The sequence below is a fragment of the Cryobacterium sp. Sr3 genome, assembly GCF_004402835.1.
Classification (GTDB): domain Bacteria; phylum Actinomycetota; class Actinomycetes; order Actinomycetales; family Microbacteriaceae; genus Cryobacterium; species Cryobacterium sandaracinum.
Genome location: NZ_SOFA01000025.1, coordinates 108659 through 135261 on the forward strand (window position 1 = coordinate 108659; position 26603 = coordinate 135261).

At 69.4% G+C, this 26603-nt stretch carries 27 protein-coding genes and 1 riboswitch; of the genes, 6 read left to right on the plus strand and 21 right to left on the minus strand.

All coding sequences use genetic code 11. From position 1 onward, the window contains the following. The first annotated feature begins 10 nt into the window (after positions 1-10). On the plus strand, positions 11-1312 hold the full coding sequence (locus E3N94_RS06580; protein WP_104103261.1) for a hypothetical protein: 1302 nt from the start codon (positions 11-13) through the stop codon (positions 1310-1312). A 44-nt stretch (positions 1313-1356) separates the two neighbouring features. Here E3N94_RS06580 and E3N94_RS06585 read toward each other — a convergent pair whose 3' ends face one another. The 5 genes from E3N94_RS06585 to E3N94_RS06605 are packed head-to-tail and all read right to left on the minus strand — an operon-like array spanning position 1357 to position 5200. Continuing rightward, positions 1357-1617, minus strand: a complete 261-nt coding sequence (locus tag E3N94_RS06585) for a hypothetical protein (RefSeq protein ID WP_104103259.1) — start codon at positions 1615-1617, stop codon at positions 1357-1359. 27 nt (positions 1618-1644) lie between these two features. Continuing rightward, a complete protein-coding gene (locus E3N94_RS06590; RefSeq protein WP_241973344.1) occupies positions 1645-2268 on the minus strand; it encodes an ATP-binding protein in 624 nt (207 codons plus the stop codon). Beyond that, positions 2255-3037, minus strand: a complete 783-nt coding sequence (locus tag E3N94_RS06595) for an energy-coupling factor transporter transmembrane component T (protein WP_134569974.1) — start codon at positions 3035-3037, stop codon at positions 2255-2257. Before E3N94_RS06595 ends, E3N94_RS06590 begins: the two co-directional genes overlap by 14 nt. Beyond that, complete coding sequence (locus tag E3N94_RS06600) at positions 3034-4557, minus strand: ABC transporter ATP-binding protein (protein ID WP_134569975.1); 1524 nt, start codon at positions 4555-4557, stop codon at positions 3034-3036. Before E3N94_RS06600 ends, E3N94_RS06595 begins: the two co-directional genes overlap by 4 nt. A 10-nt stretch (positions 4558-4567) precedes the next feature. Beyond that, complete coding sequence (locus tag E3N94_RS06605) at positions 4568-5200, minus strand: ECF transporter S component (RefSeq protein WP_104103251.1); 633 nt, start codon at positions 5198-5200, stop codon at positions 4568-4570. A 37-nt stretch (positions 5201-5237) separates the two neighbouring features. Next, positions 5238-5347, minus strand: a riboswitch (TPP riboswitch). A gap of 360 nt (positions 5348-5707) precedes the next feature. Here E3N94_RS06605 and nhaA point away from each other — a divergent pair. After that, complete coding sequence (gene nhaA / locus E3N94_RS06610) at positions 5708-7081, plus strand: Na+/H+ antiporter NhaA (protein ID WP_134416590.1); 1374 nt, start codon at positions 5708-5710, stop codon at positions 7079-7081. 440 nt (positions 7082-7521) lie between these two features. Here nhaA and E3N94_RS06615 read toward each other — a convergent pair whose 3' ends face one another. Together E3N94_RS06615 and E3N94_RS06620 are read right to left on the minus strand one after the other, a co-directional pair. After that, positions 7522-7854: a hypothetical protein gene (locus tag E3N94_RS06615; RefSeq protein ID WP_134343105.1), complete on the minus strand. Its 333-nt coding sequence runs from the start codon at positions 7852-7854 to the stop codon at positions 7522-7524. A 54-nt stretch (positions 7855-7908) separates the two neighbouring features. Continuing rightward, the gene (locus E3N94_RS06620) at positions 7909-9129 is read right to left on the minus strand and encodes a DNA polymerase IV (RefSeq protein WP_134343104.1); all 1221 of its coding nucleotides are present in this window, start codon (positions 9127-9129) and stop codon (positions 7909-7911) included. Positions 9130-9326: 197 nt separating this feature from the next. Between E3N94_RS06620 and E3N94_RS06625 the strand changes: the two genes are divergently transcribed. Continuing rightward, a complete protein-coding gene (locus tag E3N94_RS06625; RefSeq protein WP_104103241.1) occupies positions 9327-9890 on the plus strand; it encodes a TIGR03086 family metal-binding protein in 564 nt (187 codons plus the stop codon). A gap of 29 nt (positions 9891-9919) precedes the next feature. On the opposite strand, the gene E3N94_RS06630 is transcribed toward E3N94_RS06625, so the two are convergent. The 9 genes from E3N94_RS06630 to E3N94_RS06660 all read right to left on the minus strand — a co-directional run bounded on the left by E3N94_RS06630 (position 9920) and on the right by E3N94_RS06660 (position 17308). After that, on the minus strand, positions 9920-10105 hold the full coding sequence (locus E3N94_RS06630) for a hypothetical protein (RefSeq protein ID WP_241973149.1): 186 nt from the start codon (positions 10103-10105) through the stop codon (positions 9920-9922). A 133-nt stretch (positions 10106-10238) separates the two neighbouring features. Beyond that, positions 10239-10394 (minus strand): hypothetical protein, encoded by a 156-nt coding sequence (locus E3N94_RS16485; protein WP_166790075.1) that lies wholly within the window; start codon positions 10392-10394, stop codon positions 10239-10241. Positions 10395-10433: 39 nt separating this feature from the next. Then, entirely contained in the window at positions 10434-10598 is a 165-nt protein-coding gene (locus tag E3N94_RS06635) for a hypothetical protein (protein ID WP_198411423.1), read from the minus strand. Between the two features lie 546 nt (positions 10599-11144). Further along, a complete protein-coding gene (locus E3N94_RS06640) occupies positions 11145-12242 on the minus strand; it encodes a VIT1/CCC1 transporter family protein (RefSeq protein WP_233191537.1) in 1098 nt (365 codons plus the stop codon). A gap of 5 nt (positions 12243-12247) precedes the next feature. Then, positions 12248-12562 carry a hypothetical protein gene (locus E3N94_RS16490; RefSeq protein ID WP_134400921.1) on the minus strand — a complete coding sequence of 105 codons (315 nt, stop codon included), beginning with the start codon at positions 12560-12562 and terminating at the stop codon, positions 12248-12250. Further along, positions 12562-14067, minus strand: a complete 1506-nt coding sequence (gene gatB, locus E3N94_RS06645; protein WP_104103236.1) for an Asp-tRNA(Asn)/Glu-tRNA(Gln) amidotransferase subunit GatB — start codon at positions 14065-14067, stop codon at positions 12562-12564. Before gatB ends, E3N94_RS16490 begins: the two co-directional genes overlap by 1 nt. Beyond that, a complete protein-coding gene (gatA, locus tag E3N94_RS06650; RefSeq protein WP_134420111.1) occupies positions 14067-15641 on the minus strand; it encodes an Asp-tRNA(Asn)/Glu-tRNA(Gln) amidotransferase subunit GatA in 1575 nt (524 codons plus the stop codon). Before gatA ends, gatB begins: the two co-directional genes overlap by 1 nt. Before the next feature lie 3 nt (positions 15642-15644). After that, positions 15645-15941: an Asp-tRNA(Asn)/Glu-tRNA(Gln) amidotransferase subunit GatC gene (gene gatC / locus E3N94_RS06655; protein WP_166784587.1), complete on the minus strand. Its 297-nt coding sequence runs from the start codon at positions 15939-15941 to the stop codon at positions 15645-15647. Positions 15942-15979: 38 nt separating this feature from the next. After that, positions 15980-17308, minus strand: coding sequence for an alpha/beta hydrolase (locus E3N94_RS06660; RefSeq protein WP_134420109.1), 1329 nt, complete (start codon positions 17306-17308; stop codon positions 15980-15982). A gap of 298 nt (positions 17309-17606) precedes the next feature. On the opposite strand from E3N94_RS06660, the gene E3N94_RS06665 reads away from it, so the two are divergent. After that, the gene (locus E3N94_RS06665) at positions 17607-18152 is read left to right on the plus strand and encodes a PadR family transcriptional regulator (RefSeq protein ID WP_134420107.1); all 546 of its coding nucleotides are present in this window, start codon (positions 17607-17609) and stop codon (positions 18150-18152) included. After that, a complete protein-coding gene (locus E3N94_RS06670) occupies positions 18149-18943 on the plus strand; it encodes an alpha/beta hydrolase (RefSeq protein ID WP_134420105.1) in 795 nt (264 codons plus the stop codon). Before E3N94_RS06665 ends, E3N94_RS06670 begins: the two co-directional genes overlap by 4 nt. Position 18944: 1 nt before the next feature. Here E3N94_RS06670 and ligA read toward each other — a convergent pair whose 3' ends face one another. The 5 genes from ligA to E3N94_RS06695 form a co-directional block, all read right to left on the minus strand. Beyond that, on the minus strand, positions 18945-21230 hold the full coding sequence (gene ligA / locus E3N94_RS06675) for an NAD-dependent DNA ligase LigA (protein ID WP_134569976.1): 2286 nt from the start codon (positions 21228-21230) through the stop codon (positions 18945-18947). After that, the gene (gene mnmA / locus E3N94_RS06680) at positions 21223-22392 is read right to left on the minus strand and encodes a tRNA 2-thiouridine(34) synthase MnmA (RefSeq protein ID WP_134374238.1); all 1170 of its coding nucleotides are present in this window, start codon (positions 22390-22392) and stop codon (positions 21223-21225) included. The genes ligA and mnmA overlap by 8 nt, the downstream gene beginning before the upstream one ends. Positions 22393-22558: 166 nt before the next feature. Next, complete coding sequence (locus tag E3N94_RS06685) at positions 22559-22798, minus strand: hypothetical protein (RefSeq protein ID WP_104103220.1); 240 nt, start codon at positions 22796-22798, stop codon at positions 22559-22561. Continuing rightward, entirely contained in the window at positions 22798-23130 is a 333-nt protein-coding gene (locus E3N94_RS06690) for a winged helix-turn-helix domain-containing protein (protein ID WP_241987074.1), read from the minus strand. The genes E3N94_RS06685 and E3N94_RS06690 overlap by 1 nt, the downstream gene beginning before the upstream one ends. 127 nt (positions 23131-23257) lie before the next feature. Then, entirely contained in the window at positions 23258-24442 is a 1185-nt protein-coding gene (locus tag E3N94_RS06695) for a cysteine desulfurase family protein (protein ID WP_134569977.1), read from the minus strand. 95 nt (positions 24443-24537) lie between these two features. Between E3N94_RS06695 and glgX the strand changes: the two genes are divergently transcribed. Beyond that, positions 24538-26580 (plus strand): glycogen debranching protein GlgX, encoded by a 2043-nt coding sequence (gene glgX / locus E3N94_RS06700; RefSeq protein WP_134569978.1) that lies wholly within the window; start codon positions 24538-24540, stop codon positions 26578-26580. Positions 26581-26603 lie beyond the last annotated feature (23 nt).

Below are 26603 nucleotides of genomic sequence, written 5' to 3' on the forward strand. Positions count from 1 at the left end.
GCCTTGCGTCATGAGTAGATCCCGGCCTGCCCGCGTCATCGGCGCCACGGTCGGCGCCCTCGTCATCCTGTCCGTCGGCGTCTACGGGCCGGCCACCCTACTGGGGCCGTTGCCTGAGGCCACCGCCACGCTGGTCACGCCGGCGGCCGGCGAGTCGGTTCCGTTCCCGCCCGCGCTGCCGGCCACCGGCGGCAGCGCCGTCATCGGCCTGGCCACGGTCACACCCGATCCGGCCTTCCCGGAGACGACGGCGCTGGACGCCGACGCTCTCGCCACCACCCTGCCTCTCGCCGTGGCCGGCACGGCCGAACCGCTGCCGATGGCCGCGGCGACGAAGATCGTGACCGCCCTGGTCGTGCTCGACGCGAAACCGCTGACCCTTGGTGAGACGGGGCCTCAGATCCCGATCACGGCCGCGGATTACCAGGACTACATCGACTACGGCAATTCCGGTGCCCGCACCGTCGTGGTCTTCCCGGGCGAACTGTGGACCGAGACCGAGCTGCTCCAGGCGATGATCCTCGGCTCCAGCAACAATCACGCCGACACGCTGGCGCGTTGGGCCTTCGGCTCCCTCGACGCCTACAGCGCCGCCGCCAACGCCTGGCTGGGCAAGCAGGGCCTCGACGGCACTCGTGTCGCCGACGCCACCGGGCTCAACGACGAAAGCGTCGGAACGGCCACCGACCTTGCCCGGCTGGCCGGCCTGGCCGCCGCCGACCCGGTGATCGGTGCCATCCTCTCCCAGCCGGCCTCCGCCCTGGTGGGCCAGCGCGGCGTGGACAACACCACGGCGTTCCTGGCCGAGGAGGGCGTCACCGGCATCACCCGCAGCTACACGGACGGGGCGGGCGTCTGTTTTCTCTTCACCGGTCAGGTGCAGGGCCCGGACTCGACCTACACCTTTGCCGGTGCCCTGCTCGGCGAACCCGATTACGACACCCTGACCAGTGACGTCACCGTCCTGATGGAGAGCGCCCGCGCCGGGGTACGCGAGCTGCCAACCCTCGCCCAGGGTGACGCCTACGTGGAGTTCAGCACACCGTGGGGGGCCGAGGCCTCCGGAACCGTGCGCACGGCCACGACGACGTACGGCTGGCTGGCCCAGGCGCCGGGCGACGCGGAGGTGATCCTGGAGACGGTGTCGACCGGCCGGGCGGGCAAGACCGTCGGCCGGGTCACGGTGGAGACCGGGGGCACCGAGGTGACGTCGACGCTGGTGCTCGACCGCACGATCAGCGCGCCGGGCCTCGGTTGGCGGCTCCTGCACCCCGTGCCGATGATCTCGGCGCTGATCGCCGCGGACCGCTAGCGGCGAAAGGCTGCCGCGACCGCCCGCCGGCTACTGGTCTGCGGCTACTCGCGCTCGCCGGTCGGCAGGAACGGGTCGCTCTCGCCCGCGTCGAACCGGTAGCGCACGTGCACGCGGCCCTGCACATCGCGCACGTCCTCCTCGTCGTACCAGAACAGCGTTTCGACCCCCTCGACGGCGGCCATCATGCTGACCCGGGCGTCATGTTTGCCCTGGATCAGCACCCGGGTGTCGACCTGGCCCGCGAGGGGACCGTCAATGAATTCCGCGGTGTAAACGACATTTTCAGCACCTTGATCAGCCATACCTCCAACCTAGTCCCGGGCACCGACTTACGGGCGACGGATGTCCGGGGTCCCGGCCAGCCGGATCGTCGCCTGCCGCTCGGGCGCCTCCCGCTCTCGGTAAGCGTCCCAGCCCGCTTCCCACTGGTCCCAGTGCGACCGGAACAGTTCGCCGTCCCGGGCGAGGGCCCGCTGCTTGCGGATGCGGTCGTCGGCGGCCAGCCAGACCCGGATGTCGCTGAGTGGCGCGTGGGCGGCCGCCAGGGTTCCGCACCCCTCCACGATCAGCGGGCGGGCCGGGTCGACCGGGTGCCATTCTGCCAACTCGCGCCGCTCCCAGTCATAGCGCCGCCAGGCGGCGGGCCGGCCCAGTCTTCTCGGGGCGAGCACCTGTTCGCGCAGGTGCGTGACGGCGGCGTCCAGCCCCTGCCAGCCGGGGTAGATGTCGTCCAGCCGCACCAGGGTGGGCCGGAGCGGTCCCGGCCAGGCGACGACGAGCGCGTCGGCGAGGGTGCTCTTGCCGGCGCCGCTCGGCCCGTCGATGAGAACGACGGGCGCCACCCCGGCGGCGGCAAGGTCGCGGAGCACGGGGGCCAGCAGCATCCGTCGGTCACCGACCGGATCGGGGGCGGCCGGTTCGAGGGCGGCCGTGGGCAGATCAGGTGAGGACAAAGTTCCAGCTTCCCGTCGCCACGGAGACGCTCACCGAGAGCAGGGCCACGGCCAGACCGATGCCGACCAGGGCCACCTCGCGCCCCCGGAAGCTGGAGGGGCGGGCCCAGGTGCGCCGCACCGGGGCGCCGAACCCGCGGGCCTCCATCGCCGTCGCGAGTTTGCTGCCGCGCCGGATCGACAGCACCAGCAGGGCGAAGGCCTGGCTGAGCAGCCGGCGCAGGACGCCGCGGTCCGCGATGCCGCGGGCCCGCCGGGCCAGTTCGAGGGCGCGCCAGTCCTCGAGGAACAGGCCGACCAGGCGCAGCCCGGCCAGACCGCCAAGCACGAAGCGGGCCGGCAGTTTCACGACTTGGCCGAGGCCGTCGGCCAGGTCGGTGGGGTCGACGGTCACGAAGAGCACGACCGACGGCAGTCCGATGGCGAGGATGCGCAGGGTCGTGGCGATGGCCAGCTCGAGTGATCCCTCGGTCACGTTCACCAGCCCGAAAGACCAATAGACCGCCCCGGCCGCCTGCCCGTAGAGCAGGGTGGTGACGCCGGCGGTGGGTGCGGCGATCCAGACCGGCAGGGTGCGCACCGCGAAGGCCTTCAGGGACAGCCCGGCCCAGAAGAAGAGCACGAACTCGCAGGCGAGGGCGACGACTGCGGAGACCCAGTCGATGGTGAGGATGAGCACGCCCGCCAGCAGCAGCGCGGCGGCCAGCTTCGCGACCGGGTTGATCCGGAAGATGGCCTGGGTTCCCCGGGCAGGCGTCAGCACGCTCACCGGGACACCGCCGCCCGCGGCGTGACGCTGCGGCCGGCCCGCCCGGTCAGATGGTACTCCCGGTCAGCCAGGGCGACCACGAAGTCGGTGTCGTGCGAGACGGCGACCACCGCGGTGCCCTCCCGCAGGAGTTCGTCGAGCAGGGCCACGATCTCCCGCCAGGTGCGCAGGTCCTGGCCGAAGGTGGGCTCGTCGAGCATGAGCAGTCGTGGCTGGGTGGCCAGCACGGTGCCCACCGACAGCCGACGTTTCTCTCCGCCGGAGAGGGTGAACGGGTTCGCCTCGGCCAGGTGGTCCAGGCGCAGGCGCTGCAGCACCTCGTCGACCCGGGCATTGATGTTCGCCTCCGGCCGTTTGAGGGCGCGCGGCCCTACGGCGAGTTCGGCCCGCACGGTGGCGGCCACGAACTGGTGCTCCGGGCTCTGGAACACGGTGCCGATGCGGGTGAGCAGCTGGCGGGACTTCCAGCGGATCGGTTCCTCGTCGGCCCCGCCGGCGAACTCCGGGCTCGCGAGAACCGCTCCCCCGGCCGGTTTCAGCAGGCCGGCGAGGGTGAGCATCAGGGTCGATTTGCCGGCGCCGTTCGGTCCGGTGACTGCCAGAGCGGTGCCGGCGTGCACCGTGAGGTCGATGTCCCGGGCGAGCACGTCGGCGCGCGTGCGCGCGACCGCGAGGCCGGGCGTGCGGAGCAGAGGGACCGAGCCGGGCGCCGACGCCGAGCTGGTCTCGCGCCGCGATGCAGTCAGGCCGTTGCCCCGCCCGGGCACCCAGACACCCTCGGCCGCGAGCCGTTCCCCCTGACTGGTCAGCACGTCGTCGGGATGGCCGTCGGCCAGCACTCCCCCGGCCGCGTCGAGCACGATCACCCGGTTCACAAGGTTCTGCCAGACGGCGACCCGATGTTCGATCACGATGAACGTCGCCGCGGAGTTCTCGAGCACGCGGGCAACGGAATCGCGCACATCCAGCACGCCTCCAGGGTCGAGATTCGCTGTGGGTTCGTCGAGCAGCAGCAGCCCCGGCCGCATCGCCAGCACCCCAGCGAGGGCGAGGCGCTGCTTCTGTCCACCCGACAGCGACGACGTCGGATGGCTGAGCGGCAGGTTCAGGCCGACCATGTCCAGGGCGTCGCTCACCCGGCGCCAGATCTCTTCGCGGGGCACCCCCAGGTTCTCGCAGCCGAAGGCGACGTCGTCGCCCACCCGCGCCAGGATCACTTGGGAGTCAGGGTCCTGCAGCAGCAGCCCGGCCTGGCCGCGCGCTGCGGTCGGCTCGGCGCCGTTTACAAGCAGCTGACCGCGCTGCTCGCCCTCCTCGTCGCCGCCGAGAACCCCGGCGAGGGCGTGCAGCAGAGTGGATTTGCCGGCCCCGGAGGCGCCGAGCAGCAGCACGCGCTCGCCCGGCTCGATTCTCAGGTCGAGGCCGTTGACGGCCCAGCCCCGCCGCCCGGCATGCCGCCATCCCCAGCCGCGGGCCACGACGGACGCTCCCGAGACGGATGCCGCTGCTGCCGGTGTCATCGCCGTCCCCCTAGACCTGGGTGCGGTTCGATCGCCCGGCGGCGAACCGCGACAGTGCCCCGGTGCGGGCGAGGCCACGCATGGCCAGCCAGGACAGCAGTCCGGCCACGACAATGCCGGAGACGATCGAGGAGGCGGTGTAGATGGTGATGAAGGGAACGGCCGATCCGGGGTACCAGAGCAACAGGTCGTTGACGGCGAGGGCAAGGCCGGCACCCGCGCCGGCGAGCAGGGCCACGACGAGGCGGTAGTTGGCGTAGAAGAACAGCGCGAAGACCAGCTCCGCGCCGAGACCCTGCACCAGGCCGGAGACCAGGATGGTGGCTCCCCAGGCGGTGCCGCCGACCAGAGTCGACACGACCGCCGCCAGCAGCTCGGTGTAGAGCGCGGCGCCGGGTTTGCGGATGATGAGGCCGCCGAGCACGCCGGCGAACAGCCATCCGCCGCCCAGGAGAGCCTGCAGGCCCGGCAGCAGCGGGGTGAGCAGGCCGCTGAGCGGGTTGTACGCCTGGTTCCAGACGACGAAGATGAGCCCGCTGGCCACGCCGATGACACTGGCGATGACGATGTCGACGACCCGCCACCGGAAGTTACGCGGCTGGCGGGACGTGGTGGAGGTGAGAAGAGTTGTTGTAGCGTGCACTGGTCGTGCCCTTTCCGTAGATGGTTCCAGGGCACGGGAACGAGAAAATTTGCCTCCCTGCGCTGGCATGATCCAGATCAGGTTCGACGGTCGAAGCTTCAGAAGCTTCCTCTCAGCCCGGTTGACCGGACTCCCGTGTTCGATTCAAGTATAGACCTCGGCCTAGACTCGCGGGATGGAGTCCTCGCCTCGCCCCCGCATCACTGTCGGGCGCGAATGACGTTCACCGTTCCCCTGATCCTCGCCGGGCTGTTGCTTCTGTTGCTGCGCCACTTCATTTTGCGGCGACGACGGATGCGACGCGGGCTACCCGTGCGCGGACCCTGGCACATCCCCCGCAGCTGGCGGGAAGGGCCGGGCTCCCGCCAGCGGCTGGGACGCTGGCGGTGTAACTGGCGCGGGCGGCGTTGACCGCCCGAACGCGGTACGCTCGACGTGGTGTGTCGGGAAGTCTGGTCGACAGCAATGTCCGTGTGCCACAAAATCCTGATTGACTGAGGCTCGTCCATGCCGAAACCACCACCTCTTCCTCCCACCCCGAAACTTAACGTCTTTCGCCGCAGCAGCTATCCCGAGTACCTGCACGTCTCGACGATCCTGCGCAAAGAGACCGTGGGCGGCGCTCTCCTGCTGGTGGCGACGGTTCTCGCGCTGACCCTGGCCAACACCGGGGCCTCCGATTTCTACTATGCGGTGCGGGACTTTCAGATCGGCTACGAGCCGTGGCACCTCAATCTGAGCCTCGGCGCGTGGGCCGCCGACGGACTCCTGGCGATCTTCTTCTTCATTGCCGGGCTCGAACTCAAGCGTGAGTTCGTCGCCGGCGATCTGCGCACCTTCAGCCGCGCGGTCGTCCCGGTCGCCGCGGCCGTCGGCGGCGTCATCGTTCCGGCTGTGATCTTCACCGCGATCGTGTTCAGCTCGGGGCCGGAAATGTTACGAGGCTGGGCCATCCCCACCGCCACCGACATCGCCTTCGCCGTGGCCGTGCTCGCCGTGATCGGCTCCAAACTGCCCAGCGCTCTGCGCATCTTCCTGCTGACCCTGGCCGTGGTCGACGACCTGCTCGCCATCGCCATCATCGCCTTCTTCTATTCCGGCGACCTCCAGCCTGTTCTGCTGCTGCTCGCCATCGTGCCGCTGAGCCTCTTCGCCTTTCTGGCGCATACGCACTCCTATCTGTTCGGCACCACCAGGTGGGCCGCGGGCGCCGTTCTGCTGCCGCTCGGCCTCGCCACCTGGGTTCTCGTGCACGGCTCCGGCATCCACGCCACGGTGGCCGGAGTGCTGCTCGGCTTCGCCGTGCCCGTGCTGCGCAGCCGACGTGGCGGCGGACCCGACGCCGGCCCGGGCCTGGCGCAGAACCTCGAGCACCGCATCCGCCCGCTCTCGGCCGGTTTCGCCGTGCCGGTGTTCGCGTTCTTCTCCGCCGGGGTCACGATCGGCGGCGTGTCAGGCCTGACAACGGCCCTCACCGACCCGGTCGCGATCGGAATCGTCGTAGCCCTGGTGGTGGGCAAGCCGGTTGGCATCATGCTCGCCACCTGGCTGGTCACCAAGACCACCCGGGGCGCCCTTGACCCGGACCTGGCCTGGGTGGATGTGATCGGCGTCGCCATGCTCGCCGGTGTCGGCTTCACGGTGTCGCTGCTGATCAGCGAGCTGGCTTTCGGGCAGGGTAGTCCGCACGACGAACACGCCAAGGTGGCTATCCTGACCGGTTCGCTGCTGGCGGCACTACTCGCGACCGTGGTGCTGCGGAGCCGCAACCGGCACTACGGGCGCATCGCCGCCAAAGAGGCACTCGACGCCGACAACGACGGCGTCCCAGACGTGTTCGGGGCCGATCCGGCTCGCGACGAGCGGTTCGGCGGGCACTGACAGGGCCGGAGCGCACCCAGCCGCCCAACTCCCTCAGCCGGAGTGTCTGCTGGTCGTCACGGGCGGAACGCCGTGCCCGGCACCGAACCAATTCGACGGAGATTCATCGATCAACACCCGTTTTTGAGCCCAAACGCGCTGTTCAGGGCACAATCTCCGTCGAATTCGTTCGGGACGGATGTGCCGCAGGTCCGCGGACTCGAAAGACGCGGCGGTTAGAGCCTACGTTCATCCACCGCGTCGCTGTCCGCGGGAAAACGCGCGTCGGAATCGGGAACAAGCGCAACGGAGCCCGCGATCCGCGAACCCCCCTCAACCTCGGTTATGGAGACTCACTCATCGAGCTGGCCGGCGGGCACTGATAGCGCCGGAGCGCAGTCAGCAGCCCGACATCCTCAGTCGGAGTGGCTGGGCGACCGGGCGGCTGGGAGCCTTCGCTGCTAGCGTTTGAGCGCGCGGACTACGCGGGAGATCGCCTTGCCGGCCACCCAGAGGAACGGGATGCCGACCGCGAGCAACGAGATGACGTTGGGCTCGAAGCGCACCGTCGTGCCCGATTTGACGTAGGCGCCGATCGGTAGGGATGCCCCGCCGCCCCCGCCGCCGGACCCGCTGCCGGTGGCGGCGGAGTCACCCTCGCCACCGCCGAAGCCGTAGTAGACGAGAGCAACGGGAATCAGGGTGACGCCGTCCACCTGGACCGGATCACCGTAGGCCGACCTGACGCCGGCGGTACGAGAGATATCTGCGAGCTTCTCTGGAAGGCTAGTCATGGATTCAGGCTACCCCCTGTCTGGTTTGCGGTTGCCTGATCAGAGGGGGCCTGATCAGGGTGTGTCCGGATCCAGCAGCGACGCCGGGCGCACCGTGCCGCGCCCGAACCTTGCGGTGACCGAGTCCACGGCCCGTTCGGCTCCCCGCCAGTCGTCGTCGGGGTCCCAGAGACCGGTGCCAGTGCCGTCGCCACCGCTGAGCTGCTCAACGCGCACGCCGATGAGGCGCACCCGGATGCCGGAGGCCGCCAGAGCCTCGAAGCTGGCAGCCACCTCCTCGTAGATCCGGCGTCCGACGCTGGTCGGTTCCGACAGGGTGCGGGAGCGGGTGACGGTGCTGAAGTCGGTGTAGCGCACCTTGAGCACCACGCAGCGGCCGACGAGGCCTGCGCGGCGCAGCCGGGCAGCCACCGCAACGGACTGCCGCAGCAGTTCGCTACGGAGCCGGGCGACATCCGTCACGTCGTATTCGAAGGTGACCTCGTGGCCGACACTTTTCTCCTCGTGCTCCACCGTGACCACCCGAGGGTCCCTCCCCCAGGCAAGCTCGTGCAGCTTGCGGCCCGACGCGTCGCCCACGCACTTCTGCAGCACCGCGAGCGGGGTGCGGGCGAGGTCACCGATCTGACGCAGGCCCTGCCCGAGAAGCGCCTGCTCGGTCGTGGCGCCGACCCCCCACAGGGTGCCGACGGGCAACGGATGCAGGAATGCGAGGGTCTCGTCGGCGGGGATCACGAGCAGGCCGTCGGGTTTCGCCCGGCCCGACGCCATCTTGGCGACGAACTTCGTGCTCGCCGCGCCGACCGAGCAGGTGAGCCCGGTTTCGGCCTTGACCCGGGCCCGGATCTTCGCGCCGATCTCGGCCGGGGTGCCATGCAGGCGCCGGGCACCCGCCACGTCGAGGAAGGCCTCGTCGATGCCCAGCTGCTCGACCAGCGGCGTGAACTCTTCGAAGATGCGCATCACCCGGTCGGAGTATTCCTTGTACCGCCCCATGTGCGGTTCGAGCACCACCGCCTCCGGGCAGCGCCGCAGGGCGAGCGCCATGGGCATGGCCGAATTGACGCCGTAGCGCCGGGCCACGTAGTTCGCCGCCGTGACCACCGAGCGCCCGGACCGGTGCCCCACGATCACCGGGCGGTGCACCAGTTCGGGGTGATCGAGAAGTTCGACTGACGCGAAGAACGCGTCCAGGTCGATGTGGAGCAGGGTCGCGGTGCTGTCGTCGACCGCGCCTGTCGAGACCGTGCGATCGCTGCCGTCCTGCCTGCTCATGCGTCCTGCCTGCTCATGCGTCCTGCCTGCTCATGGAGAGACCCTAACCCGGACCGGCGACAGGCCGCGACCGATTCCGCGACGGGAGAACGTAAACAGCGCCGGGGCGGAATGCACGGTGACGGAATGCACGGTGACTGATGCCGGTTGTAGCGTTGCAGGGGCATCCGTTCCACCCGTTCTACCGAGGGAGTCCCATGACGCATGACTGGCTTGCGCTGCAGAAACAGGCCGCCGAAGAGTTCGGGGCCCGCGTCGACATGATCACCGACTGGGCCGCCGCCACACCGGACACCGAGTGGACCGTGACCGAGTTGGTGCGCCACGTGGTGCTGGAACAGCAGTGGGTCCCCGCGCTGCTGCGCGGCCTCTCGGTGCTCGACGCCCGGCGCTCACTCACCCCGCTGGGCCCGGACCTCGCGAAGGAATGGGCCATCTATTCGGCGCTGGCGGCCGCAGCCTGGGCAACGACCCCGGCCGACGCACCGGTGACCCTGTCGTATGACACGGTAGCGGCATCCGACTACCTGCGCGAGCAGGTCTCCGACGTCACGATCCATTCCTGGGACTTGGCGCGGGCAACGGCCGCCGACGAGTCCCTCGACCCGGCCCTGATCGAGGCGGTCTGGACGGTGTTCGAGCCCCAGCGGGACACCCTCGAGGCCAGCGGCCTCTTCGCCTCCCCGATACCATCCGACGAGAACGCGCCGCTGCAGACGCGGCTGCTCGCCCTGACCGGCCGGGATCCGCGCCGGCCGTAGCCCGCGGGCTGCACCTGCCAGGCGTGGGGCTAACGGCTCTCCTTTTCCGAGCCGGTAATGCGTTGGGCGATGTAGATCGAAACGATCGACACCAGCACCAGCACCAGCACCACGGCGATGACGTTGACGATCGGTGCCTGGCTGGGGCGAAACAGGTTGTCCAGAATCCAGATCGGCAGGGTCTTGATGCCCGCCCCCGCGGTGAAGGTCGTCACCGTCTGGTAGAGCGAACCGGAGCACGGTGATGATGTTATCGAGCGTCCAGGACCGTGTGGTGGTGCCCGTGAAGCTGTCGACCGTCCACAGAGAGGTGATCAGCGGGGCGGCGAGGGCAACGAGGGCAACGATTTAGATCAGGCCGAGCCAGAGCAGAGGGGTGGACAGCATCAGCGTCAGGCGAAGCCGCGGATGCCGGCTCAGCGTGATCGAACCCCGCCGGGCGAGCGTGTCCCGGTGCGGCGGCACCGGCATCCGTTGCCCCGGCGACGCCGTGTCACCCGTCATGATTCCTCCGATTCGGCTCGGCCGGATGGGGATGCCGCGCTAACCCTTGATCTCCTGCCAGGCGGTCGTCCAGTCGGAGTAGTCGGTGCACTTCACATCGGTGCGGCCGTCGAGGCAGTCCTCAATGGGAGTGGACCAGTACCAGATCTGCGCCGCGTACTCCTCGTCGCCGGCGTGGGAGATCTCGCACTGGTCGGGGTTCACCGTGAAGTCGCAGGCGCTCTCGTTGCCGCCCAGCCCGGAGCACCCGTCGCGGCCGTAGTCACTTACTTCGGAGATTGTCGCAACACGCCGCCCAGACCGGCTCCCAAACCGGCGTTTCCCCAAAAATCTCCGTAATACCGTGAGGACGGATGCGGGTGGCGCGCCCCATCACGGATGCCCGAAGCAGGCCCCGCAGCGAGCACCACTCCTCCTCCGCAATATGAGTTTGATCGGGTTATCCACTGGGCGCTGACGGTCGCCGACCTGGGGCATCGAATGTCAGTGGGTACCCGTAACGTCTCCCTCATGAAGCCTATTTATAGCGAGCAGTCCGAGACCCGGTGGAGCTCCGTGCCCCTGCCCGGCAGAACCCTGTAGTGGACCTCACCGACCGGGCGCACCCTCCTCAGCGAACCGGCCACGAACATCCGTGCACCGGAAAAAGGGCCGAATCGGAGCCGGCCGTGCGGCAGGCGCACACGAAGCAACCGGCGCCGTTCTGAGCGGAATTGCGGCCACCTCAAGCACGGCGGCTCGGGAGCAGCGTTAGGCGATCGAGGTTCCGAAGAGAAGACCCAGCAGATAGGTGACGCCGGCAGCACCGAAACCGATGATGAGCTGACGGATGGCGCGCCGCCAGGGCGGCCCGCCCGAGAGCAGCCCGACGATGGCGCCAGTGGCCAGCAGGGCGAGCCCCACGAGCACGGCTGCCGCGATGACCGCGGTGATCCCGTCGAGGCCGAACAGATACGGCAGCACCGGCAGGATCGCCCCGGAGGCGAAGAAGCAGAAGCTCGACGTGGCCGCTCCGATTCCCGTGCCGATGGCTTCGTGCTCGTCGACCGCCGGAGCCAGGCCGCCGGTCTTCTTGACGTCGACCGGGCCGGTCGCGATGGCCACCGTGCGCAGAACCTCGCGTGCATGGATCTCCGCTTTCTCCGGGGGCATCCCCTGCGCGCGATAGACCAGGGTCAGTTCGTTCGCAGCCAAATCGAGATGGGCCAGCACGTTCCGGGAGGCCGGATTCGGCGTTGAGGCTTCGAGCAGCTCACGCTGGGACCGTACCGAGACATATTCGCCGGCACCCATCGAGAGTGCCCCGGCGAGAAGACCGGCGATACCGGTGAAGAGGATCGTGGCGGCGGGCACTCCGGTGGCGCCGATGCCCAGCACCAGGGCCAGGTTGCTGACGAGGCCGTCGTTGATCCCGAAGACCGCGGCTCTGAACGTGCCAGCCAGCCGCTGCCGGCCGCGAGCGGCCAGCCCACGCACGACCTCCTCGTGGATGCGCTCGTCGGCGGCCATGGTGTCTGTGGCGTCGGCATCGGCGTCATACGGGGAGCGGGCCTCGGCACGCTGGGCGAGGGCAAGCACGAAAACCGATCCGAACCTGCGGGCCAGGAACCCCAGGAAACGGGTGCGGATCGCGCCCCGGTGTGGGGCTCCGACCTGGTCACCGAGAAGGTGCCGCCAGTGCTGTTCGTGGCGCCCCTCGGCGTCGGCCAGAGCCAGCAGGATCTCGCGCTCCTCGCCGCTACGGCGTCCGGCGAGGTCGCGGTACACCGTCGCTTCGGCCCGTTCGTCTGCCAGGTAGCGGCGCCAGCGACGGATGTCCCGCGCGGTGGCCGGGCGCTTCTGCTCCACGACGGTTACGCCTCGGGGGCGGCTTCGAGCGAGCTCTGCGCCACCCGAGCCGACGCGTGCGGGCCAGAACCGTCGAGACCGTAGAAGGGTTCGTCGAATTCCACGATCCATACGGTTTCCCGTCCGGAAACGGGGGCGTACAGGGCCGCGCCCTGGAGTTCTCCGGCCGCCACAATCACGCCGCTCGGGTCTTCGGCGTCGGCGTCCGGATACCGACCACGGTCCAAGCGCACCACGACCTGCGCTCCCACACCGAGGGCACCCGGCTGGGAACCGGGGTACCCGTCGGCGGCAGGTTGGCGCGTGTTCCCGAGGCCCATTACTCGGCCGCTCCGGCACGCTCGAGCACGAGCTCGCGCACGCGCGCGGCATCCGCTTGTCCGCGCATGGCCTTCATAACGGCGCCGATCACGGCTCCGGCCGCCTGAACCTTGCCGTCGCGGATCTTGGCCAGAACATCGGGCTGGGCGGCCAGAGCCTCATCGATCGCCGCGATCAGCGCGCCATCGTCCGAGACGACCGCGAGACCGCGGGACTCGACGACCTCGAGCGGAGTGCCCTCGCCGCCGATGACGCCCTCGAGCACCTGCCGGGCCAGGCGGTCGGTGAGCGTTCCGGCCACGACGAGTTCGATCAGTGCGGCGACCTGCGCCGGCTGCACAAGCGAGTCGGCGGACACACCGGAGGCGTTCGCAAGGCGGGCAACCTCGCCGGTCCACCACTTGCGGGCGGCCTGGGCTGCGGCGCCGGCTGCGATGGTTGCCTCGACGACGTCGAGGAGGTCGGAGTTGACGACATCCTGAAATTCGAGGTTGGCGAAGCCCCATTCGGCCTGAAGCCGCTTGCGGCGGGCGGCCGGAGGCTCCGGCAGGGTGGCGCGGAGTTCTTCCACCCATTCCCGCGACGGGGCCACGGGAACGAGGTCGGGCTCCGGGAAGTACCGGTAGTCGTCGGCGTCGGACTTGGGCCGGCCGGCCGAAGTGATGCCGGTGTCCTCATGCCAGTGCCGGGTCTCCTGAGTGATGGTTCCACCGGCGTGCAGCAGGGCCGCCTGACGCTGGATCTCGTACCGCACGGCCCGCTCGACCGAACGCAGCGAGTTCACGTTCTTGGTCTCGGTGCGCGTACCGAGCACATTCGAGCCGCGCGGGCGCAGGGACACGTTCGCGTCGCAACGCACGTTGCCCTCTTCCATCCGGGCGTTGGAGACGCCGAGCGCTTTCACGATCTCGCGGATGGCGGCAACGTAGGTGCGGCCGATCTCGGGTGAGTCCGCCTCACCGCCCTCGATCATCTGGGTGACGATCTCGACCAGCGGCACTCCGCCGCGGTTGTAGTCGACCAGCGAGTAGTCGGCACCCTGGATGCGACCGGTCGCCCCACCCACGTGGGTGAGCTTGCCGGCGTCGTCCTCCATGTGGGCGCGCTCGATGTCGACCGTGACCAGGCGTCCGCTTTCGAGTTCGATCGTGAGCTGACCGTTGAACGCGATCGGCTCGTCGTACTGCGAAGTCTGGAAGTTCTTCGCGGTGTCCGGATAGAAGTAGTTCTTGCGGGCGAACCGCGAGTATTCCGCGATCTCACAGCCGAGGGCGAGCCCTAAACGGATGCTCGATTCGATGGCCTTCGCGTTCACCTGCGGCAGCCCTCCGGGCAGACCCAGGCAGGTGGGGCAGGTGTTGGTGTTGGCACCCTGGCCGAATTCGTTCGCGCAGCCGCAGAACATCTTTGTTTTGGTGTTGAGCTCGACGTGCACCTCAAAGCCGAGCACCGGCTCGAACAGCTCCAGGGCCTTGTCGTAGTCCATCAGTTCGGCCTTCTTCATCAGACGGCTCCCTCTGTGCTCGTGAACGCTGTGCTTGTGGCTGTGCCGGCGAACATTTCTCTCCGCGCCAGCTCCGGCGCCCGGCTGAGGAGGGTGTGCCCCCAGGATGCTTCGAGCAGCGCCTCGACGGCGGCTCCGAAGTTGTAGAGACGAGCATCCATTTTCGCGGGCGCCATGATCTGAAGGCCGACCGGCAGGCCGTCCTCGGGCGCGAGTCCCATCGGCAGGCTCATGCCGGGGACCCCGGCAAGGTTGGCCGGGATCGTGGTGACGTCGTTGAGGTACATGGCCATCGGGTCGGCCATCTTCTCGCCGAACTTGAACGCGGTGGTCGGCGCACTCGGCGACACCAGCACGTCGACCTTCGAGAAGGCCGCGTCGAAGTCGCGCTGGATCAGCGTGCGCACCTTCTGCGCACTGCCGTAGTAGGCGTCGTAGTAGCCGGCACTGAGGGCGTAGGTGCCGAGAATGATGCGGCGCTTGACCTCGGGGCCGAAGCCCGCGTCGCGCGTGGCCGCCATGACCCGTTCGCTGGTCAGCGGGCCGTCTTCCGGGTTGACCCGGATGCCGAAGCGCACCGAGTCGAAGCGCGCCAGGTTGCTCGACGCTTCCGCCGGGAGGATCAGATAGTAGGCAGCGATCGCATACTCGAAGCTGGGGGCGGAAATCTCGACGATCTCGGCGCCCGCCGCGGAAAGCAACGTGAGGGTCTCGGTGAAGCGCTGCGCAACTCCGGCCTGAAATCCGTCGCCGCTCAGCTCCTTGATCACGCCGACCCGCACCCCCGTGAGCGCCCCGTCGGCGAGGCCGGCGCGTGCGGCGGCCGCCATCGAGGGCCAGGTGTCCGTGAGCGACGTCGAGTCGAGCGGGTCGTGCCCGCCGATCACGTCGTGCAGCAGGGCGGCGTCGAGCACCGTGCGGGTCACCGGGCCGACCTGATCGAGCGAGGATGCGAGAGCGATCGAGCCGTAGCGGGACACACCGCCGTAGGTGGGCTTGACACCGACCGAGCCGGTGACGGCGGCCGGCTGGCGGATCGAGCCGCCGGTGTCGCTGCCGAGCGCCAGCGGCGCCTCGAAGGAGCTGACCGCGGCCGCGGAGCCACCGCCGGAGCCGCCGGGGATCCGGTCGTAGTCCCACGGGTTGTGCGTCGGGCCGTAGGCGGAGAATTCGGTCGACGAGCCCATCGCGAACTCGTCCATGTTGGTCTTGCCGAGCAAAATCAGCCCGGCGTCGCGCACGCGCCTGACCACGGTGGCGTCGTACGGGGGGATCCAGCCCTCGAGGATCTTGGAACCGGCGGTCGAGGGCATGTCGATGGTGGCGAGCACGTCCTTGATGGCGATCGGAACCCCGGCGAGCGGCCCGAGCACCTCGCCGGCGGCACGCCGGGCGTCGACGCGGGCTGCGGCGGCGAGCGCGGCCTCGCCGGCCACGTGGAGGAACGCGTGCACACCGGTGTCGACGGCCGCGATCTGGTCCAGGTGAGCCTGGGTCACCTCGACGGAGCTGATGGACCGTTCGACAAGCAGACCCGAGAGGTCGGCGGCGGACAGCTTGATCACGTTGGTCATGGATTACTCCTCGTCCAGGATTGCGGGCACGCGGAACTTGTCGCCGTCCCGGTCGGGAGCCCCGGAGAGCGCCTGTTCGACCGTGAGCGAGGGGACCACCGTGTCGGCGCGGAAGACATTGGTCAGCGGCATCGGGTGGCTCGTCGCCGGCACATCCGGCGTGGCCACTTCGGCTACCTTCGCGACCGAGTCAACGATCTGACCGAGTTCAGTCGTGAGGCGGGCGATCTCCTCCGAGCTGAGGTCGATCCGGGCAAGGTTGGCCAAATGGGCAACCTGCTCGGCCGTGATTTCAGACATGTTGCTCCGTACGATCGTCGAGGGTGGATTCCCCAATTCTATTCGGAGCCGTCGGTGACAAGATCCGCGTTGCCGGTTCCGATCAACGCCATGTTGTGCAGGGACTCGCTTCCAACGTCGAAGTAGGCGTTGTGGCCGACCGATCCGTTCAGCCAGGAGCCGGTGATCCGATCGGTCCCGCCGGACACGCCGAGGGTGTTCGCGCCGTACGACTCCGCACCGGGATCGCTGCCGAAGAAAGCGCTGTTCACGGTCGGGTCCCAGTCGGCGCTGCCCACATAGACACTGCCCGGCGCGACGCTCAGGCTGTCGACGGACTGCACCTGGCTGCCCGGGGACCCCACCAGCACCAGGGCGTCCACCCCGAACGTGCCGCGGGCCAGCGCCGTGAGCGCCACGGTCGACCCGTACGAGTGCGCGAGCACCGAAACGAAGGGCCGACGCGTGCCTCGGTCGGCCGCGATGCCCAGAGCCGACTGCTCCAGGAAGTCGGCGCCGACCTCCGCGAGGCCCGTCCCGCCCACGGTGAACACCGTGGGGGCCTCGTAGCCGATCCAGGCGATCGTGGCGACGCCGGCGGCGCGGATGCCGCCGGTCAGGGCGTGCCCGGACGGCGCCCCCCCGCGCAGCACCGCGATCTGTTCCGTGTACACGGCGTCTGCGGTGTCGGCCCAGTTGACGATCTGCTGCTCGACGGTGTAGTTCATGCCGGGTACCAGATAGGTGACGAATGCGGCGGTGTCCGGGTTGCCGAGGGCGATCGCGGCACGCCCGCCGCCTGCGGGGTCGAGGAGGATCAAGGAACGGCGCGGGGCGCCGTCGGGGGTGCTCAGTGCCGCCTTGACCTGGGTCAGGACGGCGAGTTCTCGGTTGAGCAGCGTGCGCTCGCTGTCGTCGGTCGCGTCGGCCAGCCGCTGGGTGACGTCGGCCAGGCTCTGCGTGAGGTAGCGGGCGTTGGCCCTGCCCCGCTCCCGGAAGGGGACACCCTCCAGGTTGCCCACGAGCTTGGGTGCGGCAGCCAGCAGCGACGACCGCTCGGAGGCGCCGAGTTCCGTCCAGAGGCCGGCCACCGCGGAGGCTGCGGGCGGCGCCGTCAACAGGGCGTCGACCTGGCCGGGGGACTGCTCCACGAACGCGGCCATGTCGGCCACGGAGAGGGTGGACAGCCCGGCCAGCAGGTTGGCTCCGGTCAGTCCCCGCACGGATTCGACGGTGGCGACCGTGGCGGACTTCGGCACGGATGCGATCGGCTGCGCGGACACCCGCGGGTCGCCGGCGCCGGGCCCCGCGACCGAGGTGCCGGTGCGCGCCGACAGGTTCAGCCACAACGGTTCCGCCGCGGCGGGTTCGGCGCCCCGGTTCGGCACCGGCTGGCCCTGGACTGTGGTGCTGAGAGCGTGCGCGCCAGAGGTCTCACTGACTCCATTGAGAGCCAGGGAGAGCGTTAGAACCGCCGCTTCTAACAGCAAACCTGGGCACGTCCCCTCACGAACACCGAGTAGCAAAACAACCCGGCCCCTAACAGACAAGCATTGCGTCTCCAGACTACTGAAACGGATGGTGCGGCCATGCCCCCACAGTGGGTCTGGGAGACCCCCGATCGAGGGTCAATCGCGCCAAAGTTGATACTTGCATAAACCTATATAGGTGTGATCCCATATAAACATGTCGTTGAAAATCGCCCTCCTCGGGATCCTGGACCTCGCACCGATGACGGGATACGACCTCAAAAAGAGCATCGAGGCATCCGTCGCCCATTTCTGGTCCGCCGACCAATCCCAGATCTACCGCACGCTGGCGGCACTGGTCGCCGACGGTCTCGCCGACGTCGAGGTCATTCCGCAGGGGGGACGCCCCGACCGGCGCGAGCACCACATCACCTCGGCCGGCCGGGCGGCCCTGGGCGACTGGCTGCGGGCGCCGCTGGAACCCGAAACCTCGCACGACGCGTTCCTGATGCGGCTGTTCTTCGTCGGCACCCTGGGGGTGCCGGCTACCCGGGCACTGCTGCGGGCGCGGCGCGGCCAGGCCACCGCGATGCTGGCCGCACTGCGTTCCGTCGCCGAGCAGGAGCAGGCCCACCGCGAGCCCGACGATCGTGCCCCGGACGACCTCGGACGCAGGCTGCGCTTCGCAACGCTGCGGAACGGAATCCTCCACGCCGAGGCGGAACTCGCGTGGCTGGTCGAGACGAAGGAGGCCCTCGGATGAGCCGTCCCCGCCAGCGCCTGAAATTCCGCTATCCCCTGCAGCACGGCGTTGACACCACGGGGACCGACACGATCATGTTCCTGCACGGCGGCAGCGTCGCGTCGTGGTCCTGGAGACCGCAGGTGGAGGGAATGCCAGACCGGCATCTGCTCACCCCCGACCTGCCCGGTTTCGGCGACCGGGCCGGAGAGGACTGGCTTTCCCTCGGTCAGACCGCCGACGATGTGGCCGGCATCATCGCCGCGCACGCGCGCGGCGGCCGGGCCCATCTGGTGGGGCTGTCCCTGGGCGGCCTCGTGGCCACGCACGTCATGGCCCGGCACCCGGGACTGCTGCACTCGTGCCTGGTGTCCGGCGTGCCGCTCACCGGGGTGCACGGCACGGCCCGGTTCCTGAGCACGATGCAACTGCGGCTCTGGGACCGCCCCTGGTACTGGCGGGCCCAGGCGAAGGCTTTCGGCTTGCCCGCTGACGCGGTCGACCTGTTTGTGGAGCACGGTCTGAGCCTCCGAACCGACAACGCCCGGCGCGTCTTCGCCGAGGTGAACCGCGGCGGCGTCCCGGAGAGGCTGCAGGACTACCGCGGCCCCCTGCTGGCGGTGGCGGGCGAACGGGAGTCCCGCCTCGTCCGGGACAGCTTTCCCGCGCTGCTCGCCCATTTGCCGCAGACTCGCGCCTGGACCGCACCCGGCATGCACCATGTCTGGAGCATCGAGGATGTGGACCTGTTCACCCGGATGGTGCTCGGTTGGGTCGACGCGTCAGAGGTGCCGGGTGAGAAGAGCCGTTGAATCAAACCGGGTCAGTGTCGGCGTCGGCGTCGGCGTCGGCCGTCGTCTCGGCCAGGGACTCCGGGCCGCTCGTGACCAGCAGGTGGAATTCTGCGGCGTCGAGGATCCGCAGGCCGAGCGCCTCCGCCTTGGCCAGCTTCGACCCCGCGCCCGGACCGGCGGCCACGAAGTCGGTATTCTTCGACACGCTCCCGGCGGATTTGCCCCCGGCGGAAATGATCGCCTCCTGCGCCTCTTCCCGGGTGTAGCCCTCGATCGAGCCGGTGGCCACCACCGTGAGCCCGGCCAGCACTCCCCCGGCCGCCGCAGCGGCTCCCGGACCGGGGTGTTCCGATATGCGGAACTGAACGCCGGCCACCGTCCACTGCTCCACGATGCCCTGGTGCCAGTCCACCTCGAACCACGCGATGATGGCGTCGGCGATGATGCCGCCCACCCCGTCGACCTCGGCGAGCTCCTCGCGGGACGCGGCCCGGATCAGCTCGAGAGAACCGAAGTGGCCGGCCAGGGCGCGCGCCGCCACCGGCCCGACGTGACGGATGTTGAGGGCCACCAGAAGCCGCCACAGCGGCTTGGTCTTCGCCAGCTCGATCTCGCGCAGGAGCTTCTGCGCACTCGACGACGGCTGCGGTCCCTCGACGCCCTTCTTCTTCTCGGCGGCCGTGGGGTTGCGCCGGAACGGTGTGCGCAGCCGCACGGAGCCGTCATCCTCTTCCTTGGCCAGCCCGGTCTCGGCGTCCCGCACGATGACCTCGATCGGCAGCAGGTCGTCGAGGGTGAGGTCGAACAGGCCGGCCTCGGTGGGCAGGGGCGGCTCCACCGGACGGGTGGGCTGGGTGAGAGCGGCGGCGGCCACCTCGCCGAGCACCTCGATGTCGAGGGCGCCGCGGGAGCCGATGTGCTCGACCCGGCCGAGCACCTGAGCCGGGCAGCTGCGCGCGTTCGGGCAGCGGAGGTCGATGTCGCCCTCCTTGGCCGGGGCGAGCGGCGTGCCGCACTCCGGGCAGTTCACCGGCATGACGAAGGCTCGCTCGGTGCCGTCGCGCAGCTCGACCACCGGGCCGAGCACCTCGGGGATGACGTCGCCGGCCTTGCGCAGCACGACGATGTCGCCGATCAGGATGCCCTTGGCTTGGACCACGTCCTGGTTGTGCAGGGTGGCCTGGCGCACCTCGGAACCGGCGACCCGCACCTTCTTCATGACGGCGAACGGCGTGGCCCGGCCGGTCCGGCCGACGCTGACGACGATGTCGAGCAGCCTGGTGTTGACCTGCTCGGGCGGGTACTTGTAGGCGATCGCCCAGCGCGGCGCCCGGCTGGTGGCACCGAGTTCGGCGTGCAGGGCCAGCTCGTCGACCTTGATCACGATGCCGTCGATCTCGTGGTCGACGCTGGCGCGGTGCTCGCCGTAGTACGCGACGAAGTCCGCCGCGAGAGCCGCGGAGGGTTCCACCCGGTAGTAGCTGCTGGTAGGCAGACCCCAGCCCTGCAACAGCTCGTAGACCCCGGATTGGGACGCGACCGGCGGGGTGGACCACGCGCCGATGCCGTGCACCAGCATCCGGAGCCGGCCGAGCCTGGCCCGCATCAGGCGCAGCGGTTCCGCGGCCTTACCCTCGGCCTTCTGGCGCAGGGAGCCGGCCGCCGCGTTGCGCGGATTCGCGAAGACGCGTTCGCCGGCGGCGACCTGCTGCGCGTTGAGCTCGAGGAATTCGGCGACCGGGAAGAACACCTCACCGCGCACTTCCATCAGGGTCGGATGCCCGGTGCCCCGCAGTTTTCTCGGAATGCCGGGCACCAAGGCGACGTTCTCACTGACGTCCTCGCCGACCACCCCGTCGCCGCGGGTGGCGGCGCTGACCAGCACCCCCTGCTCGTAGCGCAGGTTGATCGCGAGTCCGTCGATTTTGAGCTCGCAGAGGTAGTGCACGGGTCGCCCGGCGTCCCGTTCGACCTTCGCGGCCCAGAGGCCGAATTCGTCGAGCGAGAAGACGTTGTCGAGGCTGAGCATGCGTTCGGCATGCTGCACCGGATCGAACAGGCTGGTCTCGGCGCGGCCGCCCACGGTCTGGGTGGGGCTGTCCTGACTGGCCAGCTCGGGGAATTCCCGCTCGAGCTCGGCGAGGCGGTGCACCAACGCGTCGTATTCCGCGTCGGTGATGACGGCCTCGTTGCGGTCGTAGTACGCGTCCCGGGCTTCCAGGATGCGCTGGGTCAGGTCGGAGACCTCGGCCGCGGCGACGTGCAGGGGCGCGTCTGCCGCCGGGTCGGGCGCCGGGCTATGCATCGACGGCGACCGCACTGACGGCACTAACCGTGCGATCGATGGTGCACTGCCCGAGCACGCGGGTGCCGAGGTAGACGACGGCGGTCTGCCCGGGCGCGACGCCGGTGAGCGGCTCGGCCGGGATGATCACGAGCTCGGTGGTGGCGCCGCTCCCGCGGCTCGCGCTGGTCTCGGCGGACGAGCCGGCCTTGAGCGGAACGACCTGGGCCACGGCGGGAACCGGGTCGGCGTGGGCGCGGATCTGCACGTCGCAGTCGAAGGCGATCTCCGGGTGCGCGGGGGCCACGCCGCACCAGGTGAACTTCGTGCCGGCGATCTTCTTGATCGCGAGCGCCTCTTTCGGCCCGACGATGACGGTGTTGGAGATCGGGCGCACTTCGAGCACGAACCGGGGCTTGCCGTCGGCGGCCGGGGTGCCGATCTGCAGCCCCTTGCGCTGCCCGACGGTGAACGCGGCCGCCCCGTCGTGCGTGCCGAGGGTGTTGCCGTCCCGGTCGAGGATGTCCCCGGTCGCCGGCGGCACGCGCTCGGCCAGCCAGCCTCGGGTGTCGCCGTCGGGGATGAAGCAGATGTCGTAGGAGTCGGGCTTGTTCGCCACCGAGAAACCGCGCGCCGCGGCCTCCGCTCGCACCTCGGCCTTGGACGGCGTCGCGCCGAGCGGGAACATCGAGTGCGCCAGTTGGTCCTGGGTGAGCACGCCGAGCACATAGGACTGGTCCTTGGCCCAGGCGCTGGCGCGGTGCAGCTCGCGGTTGCCGTCGGCATCCGTCACGATCGTGGCGTAGTGACCGGTGGCGACGGCATCGAAGCCCAGGTCGAGGGCCTTTTCGAGCAGGGCGGCGAACTTGATGCGCTCGTTGCAGCGCATGCAGGGGTTCGGGGTGCGGCCAGCGGCGTATTCGGCGATGAAGTCGTCGACCACGTCGAGCTTGAACCGCTCGGAGAAGTCCCAGACGTAGTACGGGATGCCGATGATGTTGGCCGCCCGCTGGGCATCCATCGAGTCCTCGACCGTGCAGCAGCCGCGGCTGCCGGTGCGCAGGGTTCCGGGCATCCGGCTGAGGGCCAGGTGCACCCCGACCACCTCGTGTCCCGCCTCGACCATGCGGGCTGCGGCGACGGCGGAGTCCACCCCACCGCTCATTGCTGCCAAAACCTTCACTTGACGAGTGTAATCGGGTGAGCGCCCCCGCGCAGCCCTCGCGCAGCCCTCGCGCAGCCCCCGCGCAGCCCTCGCGCAGCCCTCGCGCAGCTCCCGCGCAACGAAACGATGGGCCGGGACGAGCGACGACAGACGCCCGCGGCACCAGCCAGGGCCAGGGCCAGTGTCAGGGGATATCGGTCAGGGTTCGCTCAATCGAGGCGAGGCGAAGCTCCAGCAGGGCGAGCCGGTCGAGCACGGCCTGGTTGCTCGCGGTGCTCTGCTCGACGAGGCCGCGCAGGTCCGCCGCTTCGGCGAACTCCGCCTGCTTCTCGCGCGACCGCAGCACGGCCGCCACGATGCTCGATGTGACGCCGGCGATAATGCCGACAATGGCGATCCAGGCGAACCAGGGAATGTTGTCCATCAATGTGTGCTTTCTGTGTCGGCTGCGACCGCCGCAACGATGCGTGCGACGTTGGTGGTGACCTCGAACGAAACGACCTCGAAAAATTTCAGGGCCTTGCCGTCGTCGGAGAGTTCGAGGTGCCCGGTCACGTAACCGGCCGATTCGAGTCGTTGCAGGTGCATGTACAGCAGGGCCCGGGACATCCCCAGCCGGCGGGCGAGCTCACTCACATGGAGGGACTCCTCCGCCAGCAGGGCGATGATGCGGAACCGGTGCGGGTTGGCGAGGGCGGACAGCCGGGCGATCTCCCCGTCGAGCGTCATCGTGCCCACGCTCCCCTCGACATCCATCTACCTGCAATAAATACCTTACACGTGTAGGCCCAAGCCGTCCGGCACCGCCACGTCAGCCGCGCGGCAGCTGCGCCGCGGGTGAGGAGCGACGACGTGCAGCAGAGCACGGATGCCGCGGCGCGGCTCAGCGGCCCGGCATCCGGTCGGCCAGGCCGGCCCGGGCCGCCCGGACGTGGGCGGCCGGGAGGGCGGCGAGCAGAGCGTCGACGTCGGCCTCAGTGTTGGTGCGGCCGAGGGTGATCCGCAGGGCGCCGCGCGCCTCCACTTCGCTGCGGCCCATGGCGCGCAGCACGTGGGAAGGCTCGGCCACGCCCGCCTGGCAGGCAGACCCCGTGGACACCGAGATGCCCGCCACGTCGAGCAGGAACAGGAGCGAGTCACCCTCGCAGCCCGGGAAGCTGAAATGCGCGGTGCCCGGCAGATGGTTTTGCGGGTCCGGGTCGCCGTTCACCACAACGGAGGGTACGGCCGAAGAGACGCCGACGACGAGTCGCTCGCGCAGCGCGGAGATCCGCGCGTTCTCCGCCGGAAGGTCGTGCAGGGCGTTTGCCGCGACCGCGAACGCCACGGCCGCCGCGACGTCCTGGGTGCCGCTGCGTACCTGACGCTGCTGCCCGCCGCCGTGCAGCAGCGGCTCGACCGTGGCCCGGCGCGAGAGGGCGAGCGCCCCGATCCCCACCGGGCCGCCGATCTTGTGTGCCGAGACGCTGAGCGCGGCCACGCCGGCCTGGCTGAGGGCGTGGAAATCGATCGGAACGTGGCCGTACGCCGCCACCGCGTCGACGTGCACCGGGATGCCGTGCGCCGCGGCGAGCGCGGCCACCTCGGCGACCGGCTGCAGGGTTCCGACCTCGTTGTTGGCGCTGAGACAGGTGATCAGGGCGATGTCGTCGGGGTTTGCGGCGATGGATTGGGCAACCGCTGCCAGGTCGATCCGGCCGACGGCGTCCAGCGGCAGCCACTCGACTACGGCTCCCTCGTGCCGATCGAGCCACTCGACCGTGTCCATGGTGGCGTGGTGCTCGCCTCCGGGAACGAGGATGCGGGTGCGCGGCTGCCTGGCCCAGAACAGCCCTTTGATGCCGAGGTTGATCGCCTCGGTGCCGCCGCCGGTGAAGACTACCTCGATCGGGTCGCAGCCGAGGCTGGCAGCGACCTGCTCGCGGGCCTCCTCGAGCATCCGTTTTGCGTTCTGACCCTGGCTGTGAACGGATGCGGGATTGCCCACCACCCCCATCGCCCGAACGTAGGCGTCAATGGCTGCGGGCAGCATGGGGGTGGTTGCCGCATGGTCCAGATAGATCGCCATCTCGCTCCTTTCGCGCTCGCTCGAGTTTCGCCAGGTCCCACCGGCGGGTCTCCTGGTGGTAAATCACGGCTTCTGTACTCATTACTCTAGAACGCATGACCCCGCCTGATCCCCTGCGCAGCCTCGGCGTGCGAGTCACGACCCACGGCGGCGAACTCCGCGTGTGGTCGGAGACCGCCGACGCCATCGACCTGTGCATCTTCGACGCCACCGACCCCCACTGGATCATCAAGACCGTGCCCATGGTCAAGGATGAGCACGGCGTCTGGTCCGGACACTCCCGAACCCTCTCCCCCGGACGCCGCTACGGCATCCGCGTCTCTGGTCCCACCGCCCCCCGCAACTCCTTCCACCCCGAGAAGACACTGATCGAACCCTATTCCCGGGGACTCGTGCGGGTCGGCCCCGACCAGTGGCAGTCTTCCGTAGTCGACGGTGATTTCGACTGGGCCGGTTCGGTCAAACCGAGGATCGCCCTGGACCACACCGTGGTCTACGAGGCCCACGTTCGCGGCCTCACCAACCTCAGCCCCTCGGTGCCGGCGAACCTCCGCGGCACCTATGCGGGCCTTGCCCACGAGTCGACCATCGGCTACCTGAAGAACCTCGGCGTGACCAGCGTCGAACTGTTGCCGGTGCAGGCGTTCGTGTCCGAGCAGCGCCTGATAAAGCAGGGTCTGAGCAATTATTGGGGTTACAACACCTTCAACTTCTTTTCACCGCACGCCGACTACGCCACCCAGAAGTCCCAGGCCGCCGGTCCCGAAGCGGTGCTCCGGGAATTCAAGGGCATGGTCAAGCTCCTGCACGAGGCCGGCCTCGAGGTCATCCTCGACGTGGTCTACAACCACACCGCCGAGGAGGGCCCGAACGGCCCCGTCAGCAGCCTCCGCGGCATCGACAACGCCGCCTACTACCGGCAGAACAGCGCCGGCGGATACATCGACGTCACGGGTTGCGGCAACACCCTGAACGTCTCCCACGACGTTCCCCGCCGACTCGTGCTCGACTCGCTGCGCTACTGGGCGAACGAGGTGCAGATCGACGGTTTCCGCTTCGACCTGTCCGCCACGCTCGCCCGGGACGAGAACGTCGACTTCCAGGCGGACAGCCCGCTGCTCGCCTCGATCACGGCCGACCCGGAACTCTCGACGGTCAAGCTGATCGCCGAGCCCTGGGACATCGGGATGGGCGGCTGGCAGACCGGCAATTTCCCGGACGGCTGGACCGAGTGGAACGACCGCTACCGCGACCGCATGCGGTCGTTCTGGCTGACCGACCTGGCGGCCGCCCGCGACGGGCACGCCGGGAGCGGGATCGGGCGCTTTGCGACCCGCCTCGCAGGTTCCGCGAACACCTTCTCCCGGGAGCGCGGCCCGCTCGCCTCGCTCAACTTCATCACGGCCCACGACGGTTTCACGATGGCCGATTTGACCTCGTACAACGTCAAGCACAACGTCGGCAACGGGGAGTCGAACCGCGACGGCACCGACTCCAACAACTCGTTCAATCACGGCGCGGAGGGTCCGACCCGGGACCGGGACATCCTGACCGCCCGGCGCAAGGCCATGCGCAACCTGCTCGCGACCCTGCTGCTGTCGGCCGGCGTGCCGATGATCACCGCGGGCGACGAATTCGGTCGCAGCCAGCGCGGCAACAACAACGCCTACTGCCACGACAGTGAGCTCACCTGGTTGAATTGGGACCTCGACGACTGGCAGGAGGACCTGCACCGGGTGACTCGGCGCCTGCTCCAGCTGCGCCGCGAGAACCCGGCGCTGCGCCCGGTACGGTTCGGACGCCCCGGTGAGACGACCCTCAGCGCCAGCGAAATGAACTGGTACAACGCGGAGGGCCGGTCCATGTCCGAGGACGACTGGCACTCGTCCGGTGAGCGCACTCTGCAGTACCTGGCGGCGAGCACCCCGGAGCACGAGGATTTCAACCGTATCCTGCTGATCGTGCAGGGCCGTGAGGAGGAGGTGACGGTGACGCTGCCCCTGCACACGGGCGTCACCTCGTACTCGCTGCTCTGGGATTCCAGCCACGACGACCTGAGCGACGCCGTCATCGAGCACGCCCCCGGCGACCGGCTCCTCGTACCGGCCGCCTCAATGCAGCTGCTCCGGGCGCACTGAGCGTGGGCAACCGGACCATGGGC